Origin of the sequence: Dyella sp. AtDHG13, from assembly GCF_003201105.1 — a bacterium.
In the GTDB taxonomy this organism is placed as follows: Bacteria; Pseudomonadota; Gammaproteobacteria; order Xanthomonadales; family Rhodanobacteraceae; genus Dyella; species Dyella jiangningensis_B.
In genome coordinates, this window is record NZ_QICJ01000007.1 from 86,212 (window position 1) to 111,571 (window position 25,360).

The following is a 25,360-nucleotide window of genomic DNA, read 5'->3' on the forward strand; positions in this document are numbered from 1 at the left end:
ATGGAAACGCGTGCCCATCACGTATTGATTGGCCTGTTCACGGTGATCGTGGTCGCCGCCGCCCTGCTGTTCGGGCTGTGGCTCGCCAAGTCCAGCTCGGATCGCCAGTTCTCCGAATACCAAGTGGTGTTCAACGAAGCGGTGAGCGGCCTCTCGCAAGGCAGTGCCGTGCAGTACAACGGCATCAAGGTGGGCGACGTCACCCAGCTCAAGCTCGACCCCAAGGATCCGCGCAAGGTGCTGGCGCGCATCCGCGTTGGCGGCGACACGCCGGTGAAGCAGGACACGCATGCCAAGCTCACGATGACCGGCGTCACCGGCTTGTCGATCATCCAGCTCAGCGGCGGCTCGCCTGGCAGCCCGGCGCTCGAATCCCGCGATGGCCAGCCGCCGGTGATCGTGGCCGACCCTTCGCCGCTCAGCCGCATCCTCGCCAACGGCGAGGACCTGGTGACCAATATCAATGAAGTGGTGGCGCGCGCCAACATGCTGCTGTCGCCGGAGAACACCGACCGCATCAGCCGCACGCTGGAACACCTGGACCAGGCCACCGGCGCCATCGCCAGCCAGCGCGACGACATTCGCCAGCTGCTGCAGCAGCTCGCACTCGCCAGCAAGCAGGCCAACGAGACGCTGGCGCAGACCGATCAGCTGGTGCGCAACGCCAACGGCCTGGTCGACAACCAGGGACGCGCCACGCTGGACAGCGCACGCAACGCCATGGCGTCGCTGGAACGCTCCGCCGCCGACATCGACCGGATGCTCAGCGACAATCGCGCCGCCATCAACGGCGGTCTGCAAGGCTTCAGCGAACTGGGCCCGGCCGTGCGCGAACTGCGCGACGCCGCCGGTTCGCTGCGCGGCATCTCGCGCCGTCTCGACGACAATCCGGCCAGCTTCCTGCTCGGCCGCGAACGCAACAAGGAGTTTGAGCCATGAAGTTGCTCGCCCACGTTTTCGCCGGGATGGCGATCGCCCTGTTGAGCGCCTGCTCGGTACTGCCCAAGGCGGAACCGCAACAGATCTACCGCCTGCCGGCCACGCCGCTGCCGCATGATGCCGGCGCGCCCGTGAACTGGTCGCTGCGCATCGACACGCCGCATGCGGAGCGCATGATCGACAGCTCGCGCATCACCGTGCTGCCGCAAGGCGACACGATGAGCGTCTACAAGGGCGCGCGCTGGAGCGACTCGGCCACGACGTTGCTGCGCAACCGCCTGGTCGATGCCTTCCGCGACAACGGACGCATCGCCGGCCTCAGCAGCGATGAAACCAGCCTGCAGGCGGACTACTTCCTGTCCGGCGACCTGCGCGCTTTCCAGACCGAGTACGAAAACGGCCAGCCCGTGGTGGTGATCCGCTTCGACGCGCGCCTGGTGAAAAGCAGCGGACTGCGCATCGTGGCCAGCCGCCGCTTCGACATCAGCCAGCCGGTGAACGGCACCGCGGTACCGCAGGTCGTGGCCGCCTTCGGGCAGGCCACCGATGCACTCGCCTCGCAGGTGGTTGGCTGGACGCTGCAGCAGCCACTGGATGGCCGCGACGTCCATACCAACTAGAAGTCTGTTCCCGATCTCGCTCGAACGCCTATTTTCCTCACCGTCATTCCGGCGCAGGCCGGAATCCAGTAACCGCACGGTTTGGTTTTGGCGAAGGCGATGGTGAGTGTTATCGCGAAAACCTTGCGTGGACGCCACTGGATTCCGGCCTGCGCCGGAATGACGGTGAGAGGCAATGAATGTCGCGGAGATCGTGCACAGGCGCCCAAACACTAGCGTCGCGACGCATCCACCCAGCGAAACGTCAGATTGATGCGCGGCCCCACTGCCGCGCTGGTCTTCGGCAGGTCGTGCACGTAGCGCTGTTGGGTATCGCCCGCCATGCGCAGCAAGCTGCCGTGGCCCAACTCGATGCCCAGCACATCCTCGCGCGTGGCTTCCTCGCGCGGCTTCAGGCGGAAGCGCCGCACCGCACCCAGGCTCAGCGATGCAATCACCGGCTGCGCCCCCAGCTCGGGCTCGTTGTCGCTGTGCCAGCCCATGGAATCGCGGCCGTCGCGGTAAAGGTTGGCAAGCACGCTGTTGAAGCGGGCGCCGCAGGCCTGGGCGATGCGGTCGCGCAATGCAGCGAGTGCCGGTGTCCACGGCCGCGGCTCGAAGCGAGTGCGCGAGTAGACGTAGGTCGCGTCCTTGTCGCCAATCCAGCAACTGAGCCGGGGCGAATCCACCTCGCGACCGAAGATGCGGATGCGATGGACTTCCCACGGAATCGTCGCGCGCAGCTCGGCCAGCAAGGCATCGGCTTCGTCCTGCGCCAACCAATGCGGCCATAACGAGAGTTCGGCATGGGGAAGCGGCAGCGGCTGCCAGCCATCGGCAGCCGTCTGGTCAAACAAGCCCACGCGTCACCCCGCGCAACGTCAACGGATGGCCGGAAACGCCGGCTCCACATCCAGCGTGGCCGCGCATACCGAAGCGAGTTCGAGCAGGCGCAGGTCCGACCCGCGCGCGCCCACCAGTTGCAAGCCGATCGGCATGCCGTCCGGCAGATAGCCCATGGGGATGTTCACTGCAGGACAACCCGCCAGGCTGGCGAAGCTGGTGAGGTCGGCCTGCGAATCGGGCACCGGGCCATCCAGCGGAAAGGCACCCTGCGGCGTGGTGGGCAGCACCAGCACGTCGATCTGCGCGAACAGGCGACGCATCTTGAGCGTGGCGGCATCCAGCACGCGATCGGCCGTCGCGTAATCGGCGGCGCTCTTGCCGGCGGCGTAGCTGAGCAGACGGCGGAAGTCTTCGGAGGCCCGCTGACCGGTGTCGGCCAGATCGGCGGCGAACGTGCCGAGCATCTCCGCTTCCATCAGCAGCAGACCGGCACGCCGCGTGCGGGCGAAATCCCAGTCGCTGAAGTCCACGGTGCGACGCTCGCCCAGTTCGCGCGGCCATTTCGACAGCGCTTCCTCGAACACGTTCACCACGTCCGGATGCACGCCGAGCGCCGCGAGGTTGGGCAGAAAACCCGCGCGCAGACGGCCCGGCTCCCAGTCGGGCGGCGACAGCGCGACGCGTCGGCGACGCGAGCGCGGGTCGTCGGCGTCATAGCCGGCCAGCACCTGCAGCAACACAGTGAGATCGTCCGCGCTGCGCGCGAGCAGGCCCACGGTGTCCAGCCGCCTCGCCGCCGGCACCATGCCGCGCGCGGAAATTTCTCCGTGCGTCGGCTTGAGCGCGTAGATGCCGCAATAGCTCGCGGGAATGCGCACGGAGCCGAGACTGTCTGACCCGACTGCCGCCACCGCCAGCCCCGCCGCGACCGCGGCCGCCGCGCCGCCGGACGAACCACCCGCCGTGTAGCCATGCCGATGCGGATTGTGCGTTGCGCCAAAGTGCGGGTTGTCCGTGACCGCGCCCAGCGCGCCCTCGTCCATGTTGGTCTTGCCGACCAGCACCGCGCCGGAGGCACGCAGGCGCGATACGACGTGGGCATCGTCCGCCACCGGCCGGCGGCGCCCCGCCAGGCCCGCGCTGGTCGGCCAGCCCGCCACGTCGAAGTTGTCCTTGAGGGCGATGGGGATGCCATCGAGCCGGCCGATCACGCCGTCGCGGCGGCGGTGCTGCGCGGCCAGCGCTTGCTCCTGCAGCATGGTCGAGCTCAGGCTGACGTAGGCGTTGAGTTCCGGATTGAGTCGCTCGATGGCTTCCAGATAGGTCTCGGCCAGGGCCTGCGGCTGCACGCGCTCCACCGCCAGCCAATGCAGCAGCTGACACATGGTGGCGCGACGCAGATCACGTTCGCTGATGGCTGGCTGCACATTCATGCTCTCTTCCCTGGCTTGCCCTGTGTGGATTATGGCGATGTCGGATGAAGGCTTTGCAAGGACCTGGCCACCGTTGCCCCCGGTGGCCCGAACCCGGACAATGCTCGCTTGCCCGTTCCATACGTCCGTGAACGGTATCGTGCCGCCCTAGCCCGTTGGAGTCCGCCGTGAGCGACCGCGAAATCATGGAATACGACGTCGTCGTCGTTGGCGCAGGCCCCTCCGGGCTCGCGTTCGCCATCCGCCTCAAGCAGCTGAAGCCGGACACCACGGTCTGCGTGATCGAAAAGGCCTCCACCATCGGCGCCCAGATCCTCTCCGGCGCGGTGATCGAACCGCAACCGCTGGATGCGCTGCTGCCGGGCTGGCGCGACAATCCGCCGCCGATCTGCGTGCCCGCCACCGAAGACGAGTTCTGGCTGCTCGACAAGACCGGCGGCCGCAAGCTGCCGGTGCCACCGGGCATGAACAACCACGGCAACTTCATCGTGTCGCTGGGCGCCATGTGCGCATGGCTGGCCCTGCAGGCCGAGGCGCTGGGCGTGGACGTGTTCCCCGGCTTCGCCGCGGCGGACAACATCTACAACGAAGACGGCTCCGTCGCCGGCGTGCGCATCGGCGACATGGGCGTGGCGAAGGACGGTTCGCACAAGGCCGGCTATACGCAAGGCATCGACATCAAGGCCAAGGTCACGGTGCTCGCCGAAGGCGCGCGCGGCAGCCTCACCAAGCAGCTGATCAAGCGCTTCGAGCTGGACAAGGACAGCGACCCGCAGGGCTATTCCATCGGCATCAAGGAGCTCTGGCAGGTGCCCGCCGGCCGCGTGCAGCCGGGCAAGATCGTGCACAGCTTCGGCTGGCCCGCCGACAGCCACACCTACGGCGGCAGCTTCCTGTATCACCTGGACAAGGATCGCATCGCGCTGGGCTACGTCAGCGGCCTGGACTACAGCGACCCGAACTACCAGCCGTGGGAAGCCTTCCAGCAGTGGAAAAACCACCCGTCGGTGAAGTCGCTGCTCGAAGGCGGCACCATTCTTTCGGCCGGTGCGCGTGCCATCGTCACCGGTGGCTACCAGTCGCTGCCGAAGGTGGAGATGCCCGGCGCGCTGCTGATCGGCGACACCGCCGGCCTGCTCAACGTGCCCAAGATCAAGGGCACGCACCAGGCCATCAAGAGCGGCATGCTCGCCGCCGAACACCTGGTCGCGAACGACCTGAACCCCGCCGGCTTCGACGCCAAGCTGCGCGCTTCGGACGTGATGGCCGAGCTGAAGAAGGTCCGCAACATCAAGCCCGGCTTCAAGAAGGGCCTGTGGTTCGGCATGTTGAACGCGGCGTGGGAAACCGCCGTCGGCGGCGCCTCGCCGTGGACGCTGAAGAACAAGGCGGACTGGTCGTCGCTGCACAAGCTGGGCGAATGCGAGGAGCCCAAGCGCGACTACGTGCAGCCGCGCGAACTGCCTCCGCGCGACCGCCTGGCGGGCGTCTATTTCGCCGCCACCGAGCACGACGAAGATCAGCCCGTCCACCTCCACGTGTCCGACACCAACGTGTGCGTGACCAAGTGCAGCGTGGAATACGGCAACCCGTGCACGCGCTTCTGCCCCGCGGGCGTCTACGAGATCGTCGACGACGAAGCAGGCAAACGCCTGCAGATCAACGCCGCCAACTGCGTGCACTGCAAGACCTGCGACATCAAGGACCCCTACCAGATCATCAACTGGGTAACGCCGGAAGGCGGCTCGGGTCCGAATTACCAGAACCTCTGACGAGAGGGCATGGCGCTGTACGCACGACTCACCTGGCGCCTCAAACGCCTGAACTACGCACTGCAGCGCCTGCGCGGCAGCGTGGCCCTGCGCGGCTGGCGCGGGACGTTCGCCCGCATCCGGCAGGAGTTCGAACACCGCCCGACGTTCGACGATACGCTGCACGTCGAGCCGCTCGACGTGCCGTTCGCGCCCTTTGTGCTGCCCACGTCGGAACAGCCGCAGGTATCGGTGATCATCCCGATCCACGGCAAGGTGGCCTATACGCTGGCCTGCCTGCGTTCGATCGCGCGGCACGCACCGAACGCCCCGTTCGAGGTCATCGTGGTTGACGACGCCTCACCCGACGACTCCACCGAACGGCTGGCGCACATCGCCGGACTGCGCTTGCTGCGCAACGAGCGCAACCTGGGTTTCGTCGGCAGCTGCAATGCGGGTGCCGCCGCGGCGCACGGGAATTTCCTGTTGTTCCTCAACAACGACACGCAGGTCACGCCGAACTGGCTGGACGGCCTGCTGCGTTGCTTCGCCGAGCGCGCCGACTGCGGCATCGCGGGAAGCCGGCTGGTCTATCCCGATGGCCGGCTGCAGGAAGCCGGCGGTCTCGTCTTCGCCGATGGCAGCTGCTGGAATACCGGGCGCTTTGAAGAACGCGATGCGCCCGCCTGGCGCTACCGGCGCGAGACCGACTACGTCAGCGGCGCGTCGCTGCTGATCCGTCGCGAGGTGTTCGAGCGCATCGGCGGCTTCGACCAACGCTATGCGCCCGCCTACTACGAAGACACCGACCTGGCCTTCGCCGTGCGCGCGCTGGGCCTGAAGGTCTATTACGAGCCCTCCAGCACCATCATCCATTGCGAAGGCATCAGTGCGGGCAACGACCTGCACGCCGGCATGAAGCGCCACCAGGTGACGAATCAGGCGACCTTCGTGGCGAAGTGGGAACAGGCGTTGCGAGCGCAGCCTCCGGTGGACACCTCGCTGATCCGTGCGATGCGCTGGCGCCGCCGCGGGCGCGTGCTTGTCGTCGACAGCATGACGCCCGAACCCGCCCGCGACTCGGGCTCGCTGCGGCTCAGCGCCATCCTGCGACTGCTCGACGAGCAGGGCTGGTCCATCTCGTTCCTGCCGGACGACGGCCGTGCTTCCGAAGATGAGATCCGCGCGCTTGGCGCGTTGGGCACCGAAGTATTGAGCAAGCCCTGGGTGCCCGACCTTCCGCACTGGTTACGCGCACATGGCCACGAACTGCATGCAGTCATGCTCTGCCGCCACACCGTCGCGGACCAATACGCCTCGCAGGTACGCAAGCTCGCTCCCAAGGCGCGCCTGCTGTTCGACACTGTTGACCTGCATTTCCTGCGGGAACAGCGCGCCGCCGAACTGAGCGGCAACGCCTCTATGGCGCGGCAAGCGCAGGCATCGCGCAAGAGCGAACTGGCGCTGATCGAGCAGTGCGACGTGACCTTCGTGGTGAGCCCGCATGAGCAGGCGCTGCTTGCGGCGGAACTGCCGCATTCGCGCATCGAGCTGCTGTCGAACATCCATGACGTCCATGGTTGCACCACGGGGTTCTCGCAACGGACCGATCTGGTCTTCATTGGCGGACAGGGCCACCCGCCCAACGTGGATGCGGTGAAATGGATGTCCCAGGAAATCCTGCCGCGTCTTCGCGAACAGCATCCGAACATGCGCATCCATGTGCTTGGCGATGTCACAGACGCTATGCGCGAAGCATTGGCCACGCCCGGGCTCGAACTGCATGGCCGCGTCGCCGACCTCGCGCCCTGGCTGGAAACCTCGCTGGCCTCGCTGGCTCCGTTGCGTTTCGGCGCGGGCGTCAAAGGCAAGATCAATATGGCGATGAGCTATGGCGTGCCCGTCATCGCCACGTCCGTCGCTGCGGAGGGCATGCACCTGACGGATGGCAAAGACGTGCTGATCGCCAACGATGCCGCTGCCTTCGCCGATGCCGTGAACCGCTTGCTGCACGACGAAGTGCTGTGGAACACCCTATCCAGCCAGGGGTTGGACAACGTGCGTCGACATTTCTCTCCGGAAGCTGCCGCCCGCGCGCTGCGCCAGGCGCTGGATTGACGGGGCATCCCCTGTCGTCCGACCATCCAACGCCAACGCGAAGACCCCATGAACGCCACCGATCTCGCCCGCCACTGCCTGTTCCACCTGTTGCGCGCCGGCTTTCGGCTCACGCCGATGCCTATGGCGACGCGCGATCGGCTGCGCCAGCGCTTCCTGGATCGGCATGCCACCCTGGTTCCCCAGGGTCCCCAGGGGCTCCCTCCTTCACGGGCCGGGGTCCCGCATCGCCCGCTGAGGCAAGCAGGCGGCACGGCCATCGGCTTTACGCCATATCGCCCAGGTACGCTGCCTGAGCCCCTGCCCGCCACGCTCGTTGCGTTCTATCTGCCCCAGTTCCACCCCATTCCGGAAAACGATGCGTGGTGGGGAAAGGGCTTCACGGAGTGGAGCAACGTCACGCGCGCACTGCCACAGTTCGATGGTCACGCGCAGCCGCGTTTGCCAGGCGAACTGGGTTTTTACGACCTGCGGCACCCCGACGTCATGCGCCGGCAGATGGAGCTGGCGCGTGAATACGGGATCGGTGCCTTCTGCACCTATTTCTACTGGTTCGCCGGCAAGACGCTGCTGGAAACGCCGCTGCAGGCGTGGCTGGACGACCCCTCGCTCGACTTGCCCATCTGCCTGTGCTGGGCCAATGAAAACTGGTCGCGCCGCTGGGATGGGCGTGCCGACGACATCCTGATCGGCCAGAAACATAGCGCCGAGGATGATCTGGCCTTCATTAGCTACGTGTCGCGCTATCTCGCTAATCCACGCTATCTGCGCGTCGACGGCAAGCCGATGCTGCTGGTTTATCGTCCTGGCCTGCTGCCCGATGCCAAGGCGACCGCGCAGCGCTGGCGCGAGTGGTGCCGCAGCCATGGATTGGGCGAGATCCATCTGGCCTACGTGCAGAGCTTTGACCGGGTGGATCCGCGCGACATCGGCTTCGATGCGGCCGTGGAATTCCCGCCCAACAACACGTCGCTGCCTCCGGTGACGGCTCACCAGCAACTCATCAACCCGAACTATCGCGGAGACGTGTTCGACTGGCGCACGCTGGCCGACCAAGCGATGAAGCAGGACGACCCTGCTTATCCGCTCTATCCCGGCGTCAACCCCGGTTGGGACAACGAACCTCGCCGGAGCGGCCGGGGGCGCGTTTACCTGCACGCATCACCTCGCGGCTATCGCGACTGGTTGAAGCAGGCCATCGTCACGGCACGCAGGCGCACACCGAACGCGCCGATGGTGTTCATCAATGCGTGGAACGAGTGGGCGGAAGGTGCGGTGCTGGAGCCCGATACGCGTCTCGGCCATGCGTGGTTGGAAGCAACCCGGCAAGCGCTGCAGCCCGCGCCGGCCATGGACGCCCGCCCCTGCGCCGTGGTCCATGCGTGGTATGTCGACGTGCTCGAAGAAATGCTGCTGGCGCTGCGTGACAGCGGCATCACATGGCGCACCATCGTCACCACCGCCCCAGAACGTGAGCAGCAGGTTCGCGCGTGCCTGGAAAAAGCCGGGTTCGTAGCCGAGGTCGAGGTATTGGAGAATCGCGGCCGCGATGTGCTGCCGTTCCTCCAGGTCGCCCAGCGGCTGCTGCACGAGGGTGTCCAGGTGGTGCTCAAGTTACACACCAAGCGATCGGAACATCGGGACAACGGCGACACATGGAGGCGGGAGCTGGTTCGCAAGCTCCTGTCACCGGAACGCGCAACGCAAATACTCCATGCGTTCCCGCAGCAACCCCGACTGGGTCTGGTGGCGGCCGAGGGACACATACAGCCGCTTGGCCATTTCTGGGGCGCCAATGAGGTCAACGTACGCTACCTGATCAACCGTCTCGGCATCGATGCCTCATCCTCCGTCGACCACGAACCGTTCATCGCAGGAACCATGTTCTGGGCCCGCCTGGACGCCATCCGCCCCGTTCTGGACGCCCACCTGGACCTGTGGGAATTCGAAGACGAATCCGGACAGGTCGATGGCACGATGGCGCACGCGGTGGAACGTGTTTTTACGCTGGCCGCGTCAAGCGTGGGCCTGGCCACGCGCAGCGCGGCCGACGTGTGTGGCCTGCCTGAGGCAGGAGCGGAAACCGCTCCTTATCCCTACGCACGACGCAGCCACCGAGATCAATAAGCCGGCGACTGGTGCCAGCGCCAGGCTGTCTCGATGATCTCGCCGATGTCCGTGAATTGTGGCTGCCAGCCAAGCAGGCGACGCGCCTTCTCGCTGGATGCCACCAGCACCGCTGGATCGCCTGGACGCCGCGCGTCCTGCACGTAGTTGATCGGCTGACCAGTGACGCGCCGCGCGGCCTCAATCACCTCGAGCACGGTAAAGCCCTGGCCATTGCCCAGGTTGAACAGATGCGCGCCGTCGTTCTCCTGCATGTAGTGCAACGACAGAAGATGCGCGGACGCAAGGTCGTTCACGTGCACATAATCGCGCACGCACGTACCGTCCCTGGTGGAATAGTCGTTGCCGAACACCTTGAGGCCGCCTCCCTGCCCCAGCGCCGCACGCAACACATTGGGAATGAGGTGCGTCTCGGGTTGATGGGACTCGCCAATGCCACCAGCCGGATCGGCGCCCGCCGCGTTGAAATACCGCAGGGACACCGAACGCAGTCCGTACGCTGCGGCGGCGTCCGCGAGGATGCGTTCCACCATCAGCTTGCTTGCGCCGTAGGGATTGATGGGCCGCGTCGCGTGGTCTTCGACGACCGGTACCGTGTCCGGGTTGCCAAACACCGAGGCCGTCGAGGAAAACACCAGCCTGGATACGCCCGCCCTCCGCATGGCCTCCAGAAGGTTGAGAGAACCCGTTACGTTGCTCTCGTAGTAGGCATAGGGTTCTGCTATCGACTCGCCAATCAGCGAGCGCGCGCAGAGGTGGATGACGCCGTCGAAGCGATGCCGCGCGAAGACCGCTTCCAGTGAGGCCGGGGCAAGCAGGTCCGCCACTTCGAGCATACCTGGAGGCACCGCCGCCGTATGTCCGGTCGACAGGTCGTCGAGCACCACGGCCTCATGGCCCTGCCCCAGGAGGTGCCGGACCATATGCGCGCCGATGTAACCCGCTCCGCCGCAAACCAAGATCTTCACGCCACCTTCCCCATGTCCGGGCCGATGCGGCGCACAACCATGCGCACCCGCATGGTGCTCCAAATCCGGTTAGAATAATCGATCAAACCATCGTCCAGGCTGCCTCCGGACCGCCTGCCACTCGAGGAAATACCACTGATGAAAATCTTGGTCGGCTACAAGCGCGTCGTGGACTACAACGTCCGCATTCAGGTGAAGCCCGATGGCACGGGCGTGGTGACGGATGGCGTGAAGCTCTCCGCCAACCCCTTTGACGACATCGCCCTCGAAGAAGCCCTGCGCCTGCGCGAAAAGGGCGTGGCCGAGGAAGTAATCGTTGTCGGCATCGGCCCGGCCGACCTCACCGCCCACCTGCGCAACGGCCTGGCCATGGGCGCCAATCGCGCCATCCACGTGGTGATGACCGACGCCGTGCAGCCGCTCACTGCCGCCCGCGTGTTCCAGAAGCTGATCGAGAAGGAGCAGCCGGGCCTGGTCATCCTGGGCAAGCAGGCCATCGACGACGACGCCAACCAGACTGGTCAGATGCTCGCCGCCCTGTGGGACCGCCCGCAGGCCACCTTCGCCAGCAAGGTCGAGATCACCAACGGCAAGGCCACGGTAACGCGTGAAGTCGACGCCGGCCTGGAAGTGATCGAGGCGGAACTGCCCGCCGTCATCACCACCGACCTGCGCCTCAACGAGCCGCGCTTCATCAAGCTGCCGGACATCATGAAGGCCAAGTCCAAGCCGATCGACACCGTCGAATTCGCTTCGTTGGGCGTGGAGGCCAACGACCATCTCAAGACCACGCACTACGCCGCGCCGGCCAAGCGCAGCAAGGGCGTGATGGTCAAGGATGCGGCCGAACTGGTCGCGGCGCTGAAGCAAAAGGGCCTGCTCTAAGCAGCCTCACGGAGACATGACATGAGCAAGATCCTCGTCATCGCCGAACATCTGGGCGGCAAACTGAACTCCTCCACCGCGCGCGCCGTGAGCGCCGCCGCGGCCATCAAGCCTGACGCCATCGACGTGCTGGTGCTGGCCGACAACGTCGATGCCATCGCCGCCGAGGCCGCCAAGATCGACGGCGTAAGCCGCGTGCTGACCGTCGCCCGCGCCGAGAACGCCCATCCGCTCGCCGCCGTGCTGGCTCCGCAGATCGCCAAGGCCGCCGCGGGCTACGGCCACGTGTTCGCCCCCTCCACCACCTTCGGCAAGGACGTGCTGCCGCGCGTTGCAGCCCTGCTCGGCGTCGCCCAGGTCAGCGACGTGATGAGCGTGGAAGGCAGCCACACCTTCAAGCGCCCGATCTATGCCGGCAACGCCATCATCACCGTGGAAGCCGATGCAGGCAGCACCGTGGTTGCCACCATCCGCACCGCCTCCTGGGCTGCCGCCGCCAGCGGCGCGAACAACGCCCCGGTCGAGGCGCTGAACTTCGACGTCACCCTGCCCTCGTACACCCGCTTCGTCGAGCTGCAGTCGGGCAAGAGCGACCGCCCTGACCTGCAAAGCGCCAGCAAGGTGGTCTCCGGTGGCCGTGGCGTGGGCTCGAAGGAAAACTTCGACATCATCTACAAGTTCGCCGACAAGATCGGCGCCGCCGTGGGCGCCTCCCGCGCCGCCGTCGACGCCGGCTACGTGCCCAGCGACCTGCAGGTGGGCCAGACCGGCAAGATCATCGCCCCCGAGCTGTACATGGCCATCGGCATCTCCGGCGCCATCCAGCACCTCACCGGCATCAAGGATGCCGGCACCATCGTGGCGATCAACAAGGACGGCGAGGCGCCGATCTTCGAGATCGCGGATATTGGCCTGGTGGGGGACCTGTTCAAGATCATTCCGGAGCTGGAGCAGGCTCTGGGGTAAGTTGAGGCAAGCGGTGACGGCGGTCGGATGCGGCCCCGGCCTGAAGATCATGCAATCGGAACGGTCTGGTGGTCGCCAGGGAGGGCGCCCCAGGCACGGGGGCCATGCCGTAACGCCTATCGTAGTAACATGCCATAGCGCATTTTCTTAAATGCGCTAGTGCTGACGCGACCAATATCGCGGTTCCTGGCATGGATACGATCTAGGGGCGTTCATGGATAGTTTGGCGGCGAAAGTTGAAGCGGAGTGCTTCCGTTCAGAGTGCGTACCTCTTTGCGTAGATCTGGACGGGACGTTGATCCGCTCAGATCTGCTGGTGGAATCCGCACTGGCGCTGCTATCACGCAGCCCGCTCTCACTGTTTTCCATGTTCGGCTGGCTATTGGGGGGCAAGGCCCATCTCAAGCGGGAAATAGCCAAACGGACGGTACTTGACGCTGCTCACCTACCCTATAACGACGAGGTTGTCGCCTGGGTACGAGAACAGCAGGCAGTCCGCCCGGTGGTTTTATGCACAGCATCGGATGCGGGGCTCGCCGAAACCGTCGCCAAACACGTGGGCGGCTTCGATGCCGTGCTGGCCAGTGACGGAGAGCGCAATCTGTCGGGCACCCAGAAAGCGCAGGCGCTGATTGATCGCTACGGTGAGCGTGGTTTCGACTATGTCGGCAATGCCAAGGTGGATCTCAAGGTCTGGAAGCATGCGCGCGCAGCCGTCACGGTGGAAGCCGGTTCTTCACTCAGGCAAGCGGCATCCCGTGTGACGACGGTGGACAAACGCTTCGAACTGCCTGGCACGAGCCTGCGGGACTGGCTGAAAGCTTTCCGGGTCCATCAATGGATCAAGAATGCCTTGGTGTTCCTTCCGATGCTCGCCGCGCACCGCCTTTTTGACGCGGACGCCGCGCTGGCGACCGTGCTGGCATTCGCCTGCTTCAGTCTTTGCGCCTCAAGCGTCTACATCACCAACGACCTGCTGGATCTCGCCTCAGATCGCCAGCATCACCGCAAGCGGCAGCGACCCTTCGCCGCCGGCCACCTGCCCCTGCTCGCGGGGCCCGTTGTTGCCATTGGCCTTCTTCTTGTCAGTTTTGGCCTCGCCGCCCTGCTGCACGAAGTATTCGTCGCGGTCCTTGCGGGTTACTACCTATTGACCAGCGCCTACTCGCTGCGTTTCAAGCGCATCGTCATGCTCGACGTGGTGGTCTTGGCCACGTTGTATACCAGCCGGATCGTCGCGGGCACGGCAGCGATCCATACCAAGCCGTCGTTCTGGCTGCTGGCGTTCTCCATGTTCCTGTTCCTCAGTTTGGCCATGGTGAAGCGATTTATCGAACTGCTCTCTGCCCAGAGGGCGGGCAAGATCAACGCCAGCGGCCGTGGCTACGACGTCGGTGACATACCGCTCGTTCAATCGCTCGGCGCGGCCAGCGGTTACCTGTCTGTCCTCGTGCTTGCACTGTATATCGACAGTCCGGACAGCCGCGCGTTGTACCATCACCCGCACTACCTGTGGTTGCTCTGCCCGGTACTGCTCTATTGGGTGAGCCGCACCTGGGCCATCGCCCATCGTGGCGTCATGCATGACGACCCGGTGGTATTCGCGGTCACCGACAGGCTCAGCCAGGTGCTGCTAATAATCTGCGCCACCGTCATCCTGTTCGCGATCCGATGAGCAAGGCCGGACAATCCTGGGGACGATACCCGAACGCAAGCCAGACCGTCGTTGCATTGAACGATCGCCGTGCAGAGCTGCCAGCATCCGCCGAATCGATACTGCCCTACGGCAACGGTCGCAGTTATGGTGATAGCTGCCTTAACGACGGTGGCACGTTGCTGCATGCCCGTTACATGGACCGTTTCATCCGTTTCGACGCACAGACAGGCGTGTTTGAGTGCGAAGCCGGCTTGCTCTTCTCCGAGATCCTCGACCTGGTCGTGCCGCAAGGCTGGTTTCTGCCCGTCACGCCCGGCACAAAATTCATCACCGTTGGCGGCGCTATCGCCAACGATGTACATGGGAAGAACCACCACAAGGCCGGCACATTCGGCCGCCATGTGCTGGAGTTCGAGCTATTGCGCTCCGATGGCAGCCGGCGCGTGTGCAGCCCGCAGCAAAACCCGGCATGGTTTGCCGCCACCATCGGTGGCCTAGGCCTGACTGGACTGATCACCCGTGTCACCATCCAATTGCGACGCGTGGCAGGCCCATGGATGAGCGCTGAGGTCTATCGGTTTCGCGATCTTTCGGAGTTCTTCCGACTCTCTCAGGCGTCGGACCGCGACTACGAATACACCGTGGCGTGGATCGACTGCGCGAGTCAGGGTAAAGCACTAGGGCGCGGCATCTTTACCCGTGCCAATCATGCGCCCGCGCATCCCGATAGCCGCCCCGGTGCCCCCTCGCGCCGCCTGCGTGTCCCTCTAACACCGCCGATATCGCTGATCAACCCGCTCAGTCTGCGTGTGTTCAACACTCTTTACTACCGCCGTCAACGTGAAAGCGTCAGTCACGTAACGATGCACTACGAACCTCATTTCTATCCACTCGACGGCATCGGAAACTGGAATCGCATCTATGGCCCGCGTGGATTCATGCAATACCAGTGTGTGGTGCCCCCGGCGGCATCGCTGGATTGCATGGAGGTATTGGTGAAGACCATCGCCGCCTCCGGCGAAGGATCGTTTCTGGCAGTGCTCAAGCAGTTCGGTGACATCGCATCCCCGGGCATGCTCTCGTTCCCCCGCCCTGGTGCCACCCTGGCGCTGGACTTCCCGAACAGGGGGGCTGGCACGCTCGCACTGCTCGATCGACTGGACGATATCGTGGCCGCCGCCGGAGGCGCGGTTTATCCCGCCAAGGATGCACGCATGCCTGCCCGTTACTTCAAACAATATTTCCCCGCCTGGGAATCCTTCAGCCATTACATCGACCCGAAGTTCTCTTCCAGCTTCTGGCGCAGGGTCACGGAGTAAGCATGCAAAAGGTCGTCATCATCGGTGCCACATCCGCCATTGCAGAATCCACCGCGCGCCTTTACGCCGCTCGCGGGGCGCAGCTGTTTCTGGTGGCGCGCAATGCCGTACGCCTGAAGGATATTGCCGACGATCTGCGCGTGCGCGGTGCCCCGGAAGTGTTCCAAGCGACGCTCGACGTGAACGACGTACAGGATCACGCACGCCTGATCGAACAGATCTGGACGTCACTGGGACACGTTGACGTATTGCTAGTCGCACACGGCACACTGCCCGACCAGGCGCGGTGCGAAGCCTCCGTGGAGTGGGCACTCAGGGAGTTTGGGACCAACGGTGCCTCCACCATCGCTCTGCTCACCGCAGTAGCTCCACGCTTCGAAACGCAGCGCAAGGGCGTGATCGCGGTCATCTCTTCCGTGGCGGGCGACCGGGGCCGCCAGAGCAACTACCTGTATGGGTCGGCGAAAGCAGCGGTGACCGCTTTCGCCAGTGGCCTGCGCCAACGCATGGCCAAGGTTGGCGTTAACGTGATCACCATCAAGCCGGGCTTCGTCGACACGCCAATGACGCGCGACTTCAAGAAGGGTGCGCTGTGGGCCAGGCCGGACGACATCGCTCTCGGCATTGCACATGCTGCCGACCGTGGGCGAAGCGTGGTCTACCTGCCTTGGTTCTGGCTGCCAATCATGCTGATCATCCGCCACGTTCCCGAATTCATCTTCAAGCGCCTCAAGCTCTAATGTCCATGAACAAGATCGACAAGCATTCCAAGCTCGTGCTGACTGGCGCGGCCGGTCTGGTCGGACAGAACCTGATCGTCGAACTGAAGGCCCAGGGCTATACCAACCTCGTCGCCATCGACAAGCACGCATACAACTTGGGCATTCTTCGCCAACTGCATCCGGACGTCCACGCGATCCAAGCGGACCTGGCCGAGGATGGTGATTGGACCGAATCCTTCGCCGGCGCGAGCTGTGTCGTGCAGTTGCATGCGCAGATCACCGGCAAATATACGGAACTGTTCACCCGCAACAACATCGACGCCACCAAGCGCGTGCTTGATGCGACACGTCGCCACGACATCCCTTACCTGGTGCACATCAGCTCATCTGTAGTGATATCGGTGGCCGATGACGACTATACGAACACCAAGAAGGCACAGGAAAAACTGGTCGTCGAGAGTGGCATCCCGCACTGCGTGCTTCGCCCGACCCTAATGTTCGGCTGGTTCGATCCCAAGCACTTGGGCTGGCTATCTCGCTTCATGGCCAAGACCCCGGTATTTCCCATTCCCGGTGACGGCCGCTACATGCGTCAGCCTCTATACGAGCGCGACTTTTGCCGTTGCATCGCGCGCTGCATCGAGACGCAACCGGAAGGCGACGTCTATGACGTCGTGGGCGACACGCGCATCGACTACGTGGACATCATCAAGACGATCAAGCGGGCGAAGGGCTTACATACCTTGATCGTGCACATCCCCTACGGCTTGTTCCACTTTCTGTTGCGCGTGTACGCAGTCTTCAGCGGCAAGCCTCCTTTCACGGCCGACCAGTTAAAAGCCTTAACTGCGGGCGACGAATTCCATGGCATTGATACAGAGAAGGTGTTCGGCTTTCGGCAAACACCATTTGCCGACGCCATCAAAGAAAGCTATTGCGACCCACGCTACAGCGCGATTGTTCTAAAGCGCTAACTTCAAGACCGGGGCGGCCCAGTACCGGAGCGGATCCACGGCCAGTCATCAGGCGGCAATAGTCGCGACGAGCGCGCCCCAAGGTAGCTGAAGCAACTTCCGGACACGGACCAGAAATGCAAGCAATGCAAGCCAAGACAGTGATCGAACCTTGGACTAGTCCATTCCTTTTTTTTGGATTGGCATTCATCCTTATGGCGTCCAAAAGTCCAGACTCACTTACAAACGCGCAGTTCTGGGCGGAAGATGGCAGCGTCTTCTTTCAACAGCAGTTTGGCTCCCATCTTCCTCGCATCGGCACCGCATATGCCGGCTATCTCCACGTGTTACCGCGACTAATAGCATGGCTTGCCTCATTCTTCAGCCATGGCAAGGCGCCGCTCATCTATAACCTATTTGCTTGTTTTATCACTTCGTGGAGCATGTGCTACACCGCATTGCGCTTGCGTCCGTTTCTGCCAATGGTGCTTACGCTCGCGATTTTCCTGCTAGCCCCAATCAACGGTGAGATCTTCGGCACGCTCACGAACGTTCAGTGGTTCACCCAGTTTGCACTTGTCGCGCTATGTATGCCGGTTGGAGATGGTTACCGAGAGGCTCGTAATGAAATATTTGTCTCGGTTCTTGTTGTGCTAATCGGGCTTACCGGTCCCGCCGCTATTTTCTTGACCATGATCAATCTCGGCATCCTGGGAGGGGCATGGATACTCGCACGTGTTCGTCCTTCTTGGCCGTTGTCCATGGGACTCCGCCAATACGTAGCGCGACTGCCTAGCCTACGAATCATTCTTATCGCGCTCTGCGCGCTAATCCAGCTTCTTTTCGTGGTGACGAATTCGCCAGCCGCAACGAATGAAATCACCGGCATCGCACAATACGGCATACCTAAGCTCATAGGCGTGATGCTTGGCCACATCATTCCAGTTCACGTGTTCGGATTCCATTTCATTCCACCCGTATTGTGGCTCCTGATCGAATTGGCCCTCGTGCTAACCATCGTGCGTTCGGTGCGACTCCCGTTCGAAGCAAAAATCAGCATTATGCAGCTGCTAGCCTTCAGCCTACTAGTTGCATTCAGCGCCGCAGCTCTGAAGGACACGCGAGCCATGCTCCAATTCGCGACAAGCGACCGCTACTTCTATACGTTGAAGTTCGTGTTCTGGTGGATGACCTACCTTGCACTGGCTAGCCGGACTCTAGGCAGACAGACAGATTCACTCGCACTCGTGCTCTGCACGATCATTTACGTCGCGCTGATAAATGGAGCCCCCCTCCAGCGAAAGAACCTGCAAGATCTAGAATGGAAGAAGCATGCAACTGAATTGAAGGCACAAGGCCCTCACTACCTGCCTATCAATCCTTCGCCTTGGGCTGTGAAGGTCATCACACGTCCCGCTGTTGATAACTCGGCCACGGCTCAGTGACCAGCGCTGGAATCCTATAGCCACAAGCGTTGCAATGATTCCCTCAATCGCAGCCTCATCCACGCCCTGACAGACCAATCACTAACGACCAGCCAACCACTTAGCAGAGAAATGCCGTGAACAAACAAAGAATAGCCGTGCTCGGTGCCGGCCCCATGGGCCTCATGGTCGCTATGGAGCTGCTGAAGCAAGGCCATGATGTCGATATCTATGAACGTGATGACCGCATTGGAGGCATGTCGGCTAGTTTCAACTTCGAAGGACTAGAGATCGAGCGGTATTACCACTTCATTTGTAAAACCGACTTTCCATTGTTCCAGTTGCTGGACGAGCTAGAGCTGTCGGACAGGCTGCGCTGGACAGATACGAAAATGGGCTTCTTCTACAACGGCAAGCTCTACAAGTGGGGTACGCCGATGGCCTTACTCACTTTTGACGGGCTGAGCCTGATCAGCAAGTTCCGTTACGGCCTGCATGCCATGTTCACTAAGAGCATCAAAGACTGGCGCCCCTATGATCGCATGAACGCCACAACCTGGTTGCGTAGGTGGATCGGCGAACGAGCATACAACGTGCTCTGGAAGAGCCTCTTCGAACTGAAGCTGTTCGAATACAGCGAGAATATTTCTGCCGCGTGGATTGGCACCCGCATCAAGCGTGTGGCCCTGTCGCGCCGCAGCCTTATGCAGGAAACCATGGGGTACCTTGAAGGCGGTTCAGCTGTACTGCTAGAGAAGATGGAGCAGTTCATCGTGAAGAACGGCGGTCGCATCCACCTGAGATCAGGCATTGACCGTGTGGAAGTACGAGATGGCAAGGTGTCAGGCATCGTCATCAATGACGAAACCATCTCCTGCAACAGCGTGATTTCCACGGCGCCCATCCAGTACGTTCCGCGATTGGTTCCAACCCTTCCCGCCGATTTCGTCGAACGAATCGAAACCATCAAGAACATCCCGGTCGCCTGCGTCATCCTGAAGCTCAAGCAGCCCCTAAGCGAGAACTTCTGGATGAACATCAACGATCCTTCGATTGAGATCCCGGGTGTGATCGAGTACTCCAACCTCAACAAGATGTCACCCTCGATCGTATATGCCCCCTTCTACATGCCCAAGACGCATCCGAAGTGGTCCGAGAGTAATGAAACGCTGATCGAGGAAGTGATTGGTTACCTGCACAAACTCAATCCTGCGTTCCGTCCGGACTGGGTGTTGGCAAAGCATTGCCATCGTTATGAGTTCGCCCAGACCATCTGCCCGCCTGGGTTCTATGACATGCTGCCCAGCATGAAAACGCCTGTGGATGGTTTCTTTATGGCTGACACGGGTTATTACTACCCAGAAGATCGATCAATCAACGAGAGCATCGAGGTCGCCAAGGCTCTGGCGACTGCAGCGATCGGTACGCAGGCACTCTAGGATGAACAGGCAGTTCGTGCTGTTCCTCTTCGCAGGCGGCGTCGCCGCCTGCGTCAATTTCTTCTCGCGCATGCTGCTTAGCCTCTGGCTAGTCTACGGCGCAGCCATCGTCGTTGCCTATGTGCTGGGCATGATTACCGCGTTCGCGCTCAACCGCGCATTGGTCTTTAGGCGTGTTAGTCATTCCATGCGGCATCAGGTGTTTTGGTTCACCGTGGTGAATCTAGCGGCGGTGCTACAGACTCTTGCAATTAGCCTCCTGCTTGCCGAGTGGCTATTCCCGCGCATGGGGCTTACCTGGCATCCTGAAACGGTTGCCCACGCTTTTGGCGTTGCAGTACCCGTGGTGACCAGCTTCATTGGCCACAAGTACCTCTCATTCAAGAGCCACTGATCCGGCCAACGTAGCGTGAAGCGATCGGGTAAGGCCTCCACCCACATTATGCCGCCTCACGCGAATGCTCGTTGCTGCCGGCCTTGCATATCCCTTGATTATGAGCCCCGAAGGGTACGGCGAACGTAAGGACGCCAGGCATGCCCAATCGCCTCCTGGCCATAGTCGCCCTTCGCTGAAACGCTATCAGTTGGGGCAAGATTGCTAACGAACTCCGCGAACGGCGTCCAGATCAGTCGACGGCCGCTTGCTGACAGTCGGCGGCATAGCTCGGCCACGGCAGTGCTTTCTTCGCACTCGGCAGAGAGTCCGCCAGCAGCCTGGTAGCAAACTCTATCTATCATCAGTGAGTCAAAGGCCAACAGCGACACATTTTGGGTAAGCCAGAGCAGATTCAGCGGTCCAGCGGTCGCTGAAGGCATCCCAGCCCCGAAGCTCCATCCCTTGCCGCCATCGTCTTCCAGCATGATGGCTTGCCGAACGAAGCCGCACTGGTCGAAGACCTTGCCTCCTGCGGCATCGACGTTGGCCCGGGCCACGTGAGCCATCAGCTCTCCGAGGCTGCTGCTGCGCAATGGCGCGGTTCCGGCCCTGACAAACAGAAGTAGACTTCCATTGGCGATCGAGGCGGCTGCGTTGCATGCATCTGCGAAGCCATAGTGCCGCGAAATCCCCTCGGCCACGATGACCTCTCCTCCCGCGCTCGTCACCTCGCACACCATCAGTTGACCCGCTGAATCAGGGAAGATGGCCCACGCATCCACGCTCGCTGCGTAGTGTTTCGCTTGCTCTATCACCTCGTAGGTTGCTTCCATTGAGTCGCCGGAGATTCTGGCATCCACGATAACGCTGACCGTCAGTCCGGAGGGAACCGCCCGCTTTATCCGAAATGACCCAGGAATCCAAGGTAAGCGACACACATGCGCACCATCCTCACCCAAGCGGGCCAGATGATCCTGAATAGCCCGTTCGGCTGCCAGCGACGCGTAGGGCTTGATCGTGACGTCGCCGGCGGTCGAGTTTTCCGATACTCGCCAGTGATACAGAATCCGAGGAATGTGGCCAACCCGCTCCTGACCAACAGCATCAGAAACACGCAACGCTAGGTCCCAATCCTGACTACCTTCATAGCCCAGCCGGAAGCCGCCCAGATGGCAAATCACGTCGCGGCGATAAGCAGCGAGGTGGCCAATGAAATTCTGGCCCTCCAAGAGCTCGGGCGCGAAATCCGGCTTGAAGTAGGGGAAGTACTTTCTTCCATCCGGCGCGATGCGGTCCTCGTCCGTGTAGATTAGTGCCAGATCCGGTTGCTCATAAGCCATGGCGGCGATGGCCTCCAACGCCTCGGGGTGCAGCATGTCGTCGTGATCGAGCAGGACGACGTACTCGCCCAGGGCCAGCGAAAGGGCAAGGTTGCTCGCAGCCGAAATGTGGCTGTTCTGCTTGCATCTGGCAACCTTGATCCGCCCATCACGGAGCCCGTATTCACTTAAAACCTTCAGCGTCCCTTGAGCGACGGAAGCATCGTCGGCCACGCAGAGTTCCCATCGGCCATAGGTTTGCCGCAGCACGCTGTCGAAGCATGCCCTCAACAAATGCGGAGGCGTGTTGTACACGGGAATGATGATGGATAGCAAAGGCCCTTCTACCGTCACGTCGCCGCCATCGCGTCGAGCCGCAGGACCAAATTGACTGGATTTGACCCGCTCGTCGCCAGGCTCCCATCCCTCATCCGTCGCCGGACCGCCGTACAGTATGTACAGCTGACCGGCCAACTGACGAACACCACCAAGTAAAAGGCTCCTCCGACTCCGCCACAGCAAAAGTGGCCCTGATCTGCGCAGAGCACCTACAAGCAAGCTAAGGAGGGCGCGCAGGCGCCCCACGCGTTGAATCTTGAAGAAAAGCGGAGTCACGCCGTCTAGCCAAAGCCCGAGCCTTCTCGTTGGCCAGCGAAGAAGCACCAGCCCACGGATGGGCGCATTCGATGTTCTGCGCAAATGCCCCAACGGCATCCGAAGCTGCTCCCTGAAGCCGCCTTCCCCCAGGTCCGGATACAGCGCCGGTGAGCGACAATTGCACGCATCGCCGTCCAACTCGATGTCAATCCAGTACCAACCGGATGCCCACCCTCCATCTTCTTCGACGACAAGACTGAAGGTTCGGAGAAATACATCTCCTTGCGCGGTGGTCAAAAGATTCTCCCTTTGTCCTCGCCTTCTTCAGACTTGGGCGCTCGCCTGAGGCAAGGCCGTCTAGGCACTCAATTACTGGCCGATCGCCGTCAGCGTCGCGCAGGGCTTTGCGAGATGTCCAAACACGGTCTGTTCGATAAGCTCCAACTGATTGAACCAGCCATATCTTTCAATGGACCTGTCATGGGCGACCTGAGCCAGGCGCGGATAGTCATCAAGGCGCTGAATAAGGTTACGAATCGCATCCAACCAACCGGAGCTTGACGAGATGAAGCCGTTTTCGCCGTTGACGATAGCGCTGGCGTAACTATGAATAGGCGTAGCTATCGTCAATGTCCCCACCGCCGCCGCCTCGAAGTACTTCAGCTCGGACTTGCAGTTCGTGAACCCGTTATCCAGAAGGGGAACGATATTGATCTCCACCAGTCCCATCAGCCGCTGTAGGTTGATGAAATCGTGCAGCGGATAGAACTCGATTCGTTCTGCAAACGCCTCAAGTCCCCCCTTCATTTCAAGGAAGCCGACGACCAGCAACCTCACCCTGCTATCTTCCCTCATGATCGTCGCCAAGGCCTTCGCCACCATTGCAAAGTCATGGTTATGCGTAGGCGTCCCACTGAAGTAACCAATGTGGATATAGCCATTACGCTTGAAACCACCTTGCACCTTCTCCCGATAAATCGGGTCAGAAATGGCTAGCTGCTCCTTGTTCAGGAAGTTGGGAATCACGCTGGCGGGAAGACCCGAATACTCGTTGAGACGAGCAGCGAGATAGGAGTTGGTTCCTATCGCGGCATCGCACATCCGTAGCGTTGCGCCCATACGACCAATCCAACCAAACCAGTGATCCCAGGTTTCGTTGGCTTCGATGCTCTGATCAAGCGTGCGTAAAATCAGATGCGCATAATCCGTATTGAACACTAGGTCGTCGACATCGAATATCACACGCTTACCCTGCAACTTTGCGCGGGTAATCATTTGGTTGACGTGCTGATTGTACTTGGTCCGGCAGATAACAATGACATCGGCCGCATCCACCACGCGGTTGAGATGCTCACGGTCGTCCAGACCGAAGAAACCCGCCCCGATGTCGGAGCCAAGCTCTCGCAAAACCTGGATCATATTGTAAACACGATAGCGAAATGTGCTCGTATCGGGTCGCTCGTAGAAGTACGCGACACGACGCGCGCCATCGCAAAGTTCCCGGAACCGTGTCTCAAAAGGGATATTCCAAGGGTCTTGGTAAGCGTGAACGGGCTGGTTGACCAGGAACATCGAAATTACCTCAACTGCTCGACGATTGCCGCCAAACTTGTTTCCCACGACGTCGAGAGATGATGGTGCTTGCCGCTGGGCCTACCCGTCTTCTGCTCGGCTTCTGCCCGAACAATCATCGCGCGCAACCCTTCCTTGAGCGACTTGGCGTCCGGTTGGACGCAGATAATACGACTGGAATAGTTCTGCAGATCGCGCTTGACGCCGAATTGATTGGTCACCACCAATGCACCCGTAACGGCCAAATCCAGTGGTGGATAGCTGGGGTGTGGCGTAGCCATGAGACAGAGCCCCAGATCGATGCTTGCTATGAATGCGCTGTAATCACGCCACTCCATCGTTGGGAGAACGATAGGCTCCAACACGCCACCAAGCCTCAGCTTGGGCACGTCCTTGCCCACGAAATACACATCCCACGATTTAGGGTCAAGAATACCTTCAGCTACGACCTCGTCGAGAACCTCGATGCCACGATAGAAAAGGTTTCGCAAGTTGTTCGGCCTTGCGTAAAAGAAAAACTTCAACCTCTGCTCATTGCCTGGGTTGGGCGCCCTTAATATCTGGTTCGGGAAAGCCGGCTCAAACCACATCGCATGGCTGGCCATATGCTCCAGGCCCGTGGATGTAAAATGACGAAGCAACATTTCCGTATTGATGATGAATCGAATGTCCTCTCGCATCAGGACTTCCTGGCAACGCAACCAGTCATCGCCATGCGGGTAGAACATCCGCTCGTCTTCTTGCAGAAGATAGTCGATGCGTGAAGGAGGAATACTTCCCAGGACGCAAGCCGTCGTCCACCAGGAGGTAGTCAGGAATCGATCCCCTTCGCAAACATCCAATTGCGCACGCTCGTCGGAAACGCCTACCTGCACGAACTCGACGTCATCGACGTATTTGATGCCATTGCACTCCAGCACATGCGCAAAACCCGAGGCATCAGGCGCCTCTGTGCGGGTCACGACGCGCAGCTTGGCTCCCGTCCTCTTTGCCAATAACACTGAGAGAATGATGGCGGTTGCAACGCCACCAAAAAGCGACCCCGAATTGATACTGTCTGTAACGAGATTGATGCGCGCGCTGGGTCCTGGGGCTGAATACACCGGCAGCGGCTGAATGGGCGCATAGGAACGCTTGATCAACGCACGCACATCCAGCGTATCCGCTGCGATCGCCCGCAAGTCAGCCGCCGACGGAGTCATGCCAGCCGACCGCTGTTCCTGCCCCAACATGTGGTGCAAAGCTGATTCACGTCCTTTGACGATTCGTCGGACCAGCCCCCTGACACCCTTGTTTTGCCAGTACCAGGTAATCTTCTCAATGAGATTCACTCATTTACTCCATAAACGT

20 protein-coding genes are annotated in these 25,360 nt (G+C 61.7%); 14 read left to right on the plus strand and 6 right to left on the minus strand.

The window, feature by feature from the left end; genetic code table 11:
- Complete coding sequence (locus BDW41_RS12995; RefSeq protein WP_074548631.1) at positions 1-939, plus strand: MlaD family protein; 939 nt, start codon at positions 1-3, stop codon at positions 937-939.
- Positions 936-1,559 carry an ABC-type transport auxiliary lipoprotein family protein gene (locus tag BDW41_RS13000; protein ID WP_074548633.1) on the plus strand — a complete coding sequence of 208 codons (624 nt, stop codon included), beginning with the start codon at positions 936-938 and terminating at the stop codon, positions 1,557-1,559. The genes BDW41_RS12995 and BDW41_RS13000 overlap by 4 nt, the downstream gene beginning before the upstream one ends.
- Before the next feature lie 212 nt (positions 1,560-1,771).
- On the opposite strand, the gene BDW41_RS13005 is transcribed toward BDW41_RS13000, so the two are convergent.
- Positions 1,772-2,401, minus strand: a complete 630-nt coding sequence (locus BDW41_RS13005; RefSeq protein ID WP_083337634.1) for an alpha-ketoglutarate-dependent dioxygenase AlkB — start codon at positions 2,399-2,401, stop codon at positions 1,772-1,774.
- An 18-nt stretch (positions 2,402-2,419) separates the two neighbouring features.
- Positions 2,420-3,817 carry an amidase gene (locus BDW41_RS13010; RefSeq protein WP_074548635.1) on the minus strand — a complete coding sequence of 466 codons (1,398 nt, stop codon included), beginning with the start codon at positions 3,815-3,817 and terminating at the stop codon, positions 2,420-2,422.
- Between the two features lie 167 nt (positions 3,818-3,984).
- Between BDW41_RS13010 and BDW41_RS13015 the strand changes: the two genes are divergently transcribed.
- The 3 genes from BDW41_RS13015 to BDW41_RS13025 are packed head-to-tail and all read left to right on the plus strand — an operon-like array spanning position 3,985 to position 9,813.
- Positions 3,985-5,589 (plus strand): electron transfer flavoprotein-ubiquinone oxidoreductase, encoded by a 1,605-nt coding sequence (locus BDW41_RS13015; RefSeq protein ID WP_074548637.1) that lies wholly within the window; start codon positions 3,985-3,987, stop codon positions 5,587-5,589.
- A gap of 9 nt (positions 5,590-5,598) precedes the next feature.
- Entirely contained in the window at positions 5,599-7,686 is a 2,088-nt protein-coding gene (locus tag BDW41_RS13020) for a glycosyltransferase (RefSeq protein WP_083337635.1), read from the plus strand.
- A 48-nt stretch (positions 7,687-7,734) separates the two neighbouring features.
- Complete coding sequence (locus BDW41_RS13025) at positions 7,735-9,813, plus strand: glycoside hydrolase family 99-like domain-containing protein (RefSeq protein WP_074548639.1); 2,079 nt, start codon at positions 7,735-7,737, stop codon at positions 9,811-9,813.
- Here BDW41_RS13025 and galE read toward each other — a convergent pair.
- The gene (gene galE, locus BDW41_RS13030) at positions 9,807-10,781 is read right to left on the minus strand and encodes a UDP-glucose 4-epimerase GalE (RefSeq protein WP_074548641.1); all 975 of its coding nucleotides are present in this window, start codon (positions 10,779-10,781) and stop codon (positions 9,807-9,809) included. The two genes, BDW41_RS13025 and galE, sit on opposite strands and share 7 nt — an antisense overlap.
- A 138-nt stretch (positions 10,782-10,919) precedes the next feature.
- Here galE and BDW41_RS13035 point away from each other — a divergent pair, with 138 nt between their 5' ends.
- The 9 genes from BDW41_RS13035 to BDW41_RS13075 all read left to right on the plus strand — a co-directional run bounded on the left by BDW41_RS13035 (position 10,920) and on the right by BDW41_RS13075 (position 20,540).
- Entirely contained in the window at positions 10,920-11,666 is a 747-nt protein-coding gene (locus BDW41_RS13035) for an electron transfer flavoprotein subunit beta/FixA family protein (protein WP_074548643.1), read from the plus strand.
- A 21-nt stretch (positions 11,667-11,687) separates the two neighbouring features.
- Entirely contained in the window at positions 11,688-12,632 is a 945-nt protein-coding gene (locus tag BDW41_RS13040) for an FAD-binding protein (RefSeq protein WP_074548645.1), read from the plus strand.
- 214 nt (positions 12,633-12,846) lie between these two features.
- On the plus strand, positions 12,847-14,307 hold the full coding sequence (locus BDW41_RS13045; protein ID WP_083337636.1) for a UbiA family prenyltransferase: 1,461 nt from the start codon (positions 12,847-12,849) through the stop codon (positions 14,305-14,307).
- Positions 14,304-15,608: an FAD-binding oxidoreductase gene (locus BDW41_RS13050; RefSeq protein ID WP_074548647.1), complete on the plus strand. Its 1,305-nt coding sequence runs from the start codon at positions 14,304-14,306 to the stop codon at positions 15,606-15,608. Before BDW41_RS13045 ends, BDW41_RS13050 begins: the two co-directional genes overlap by 4 nt.
- A 2-nt stretch (positions 15,609-15,610) precedes the next feature.
- The gene (locus BDW41_RS13055; RefSeq protein WP_074548649.1) at positions 15,611-16,348 is read left to right on the plus strand and encodes an SDR family oxidoreductase; all 738 of its coding nucleotides are present in this window, start codon (positions 15,611-15,613) and stop codon (positions 16,346-16,348) included.
- A gap of 5 nt (positions 16,349-16,353) precedes the next feature.
- Entirely contained in the window at positions 16,354-17,304 is a 951-nt protein-coding gene (locus BDW41_RS13060) for an NAD-dependent epimerase/dehydratase family protein (protein WP_074548952.1), read from the plus strand.
- Positions 17,305-17,429: 125 nt separating this feature from the next.
- Positions 17,430-18,728, plus strand: a complete 1,299-nt coding sequence (locus BDW41_RS13065) for a hypothetical protein (RefSeq protein ID WP_233496866.1) — start codon at positions 17,430-17,432, stop codon at positions 18,726-18,728.
- 116 nt (positions 18,729-18,844) lie between these two features.
- Entirely contained in the window at positions 18,845-20,146 is a 1,302-nt protein-coding gene (locus BDW41_RS13070) for an NAD(P)/FAD-dependent oxidoreductase (protein WP_255412975.1), read from the plus strand.
- Between the two features lies 1 nt (position 20,147).
- Complete coding sequence (locus BDW41_RS13075; RefSeq protein ID WP_074548653.1) at positions 20,148-20,540, plus strand: GtrA family protein; 393 nt, start codon at positions 20,148-20,150, stop codon at positions 20,538-20,540.
- A gap of 98 nt (positions 20,541-20,638) precedes the next feature.
- On the opposite strand, the gene BDW41_RS13080 is transcribed toward BDW41_RS13075, so the two are convergent.
- From BDW41_RS13080 to BDW41_RS13090, 3 genes are all read right to left on the minus strand, one after another.
- A complete protein-coding gene (locus BDW41_RS13080; RefSeq protein ID WP_083337637.1) occupies positions 20,639-22,735 on the minus strand; it encodes a glycosyltransferase in 2,097 nt (698 codons plus the stop codon).
- Between the two features lie 72 nt (positions 22,736-22,807).
- The gene (locus tag BDW41_RS13085; RefSeq protein WP_074548657.1) at positions 22,808-24,010 is read right to left on the minus strand and encodes a glycosyltransferase; all 1,203 of its coding nucleotides are present in this window, start codon (positions 24,008-24,010) and stop codon (positions 22,808-22,810) included.
- Positions 24,011-24,015: 5 nt separating this feature from the next.
- On the minus strand, positions 24,016-25,341 hold the full coding sequence (locus BDW41_RS13090) for a hypothetical protein (protein WP_083337638.1): 1,326 nt from the start codon (positions 25,339-25,341) through the stop codon (positions 24,016-24,018).
- Positions 25,342-25,360: the final 19 nt, after the last annotated feature.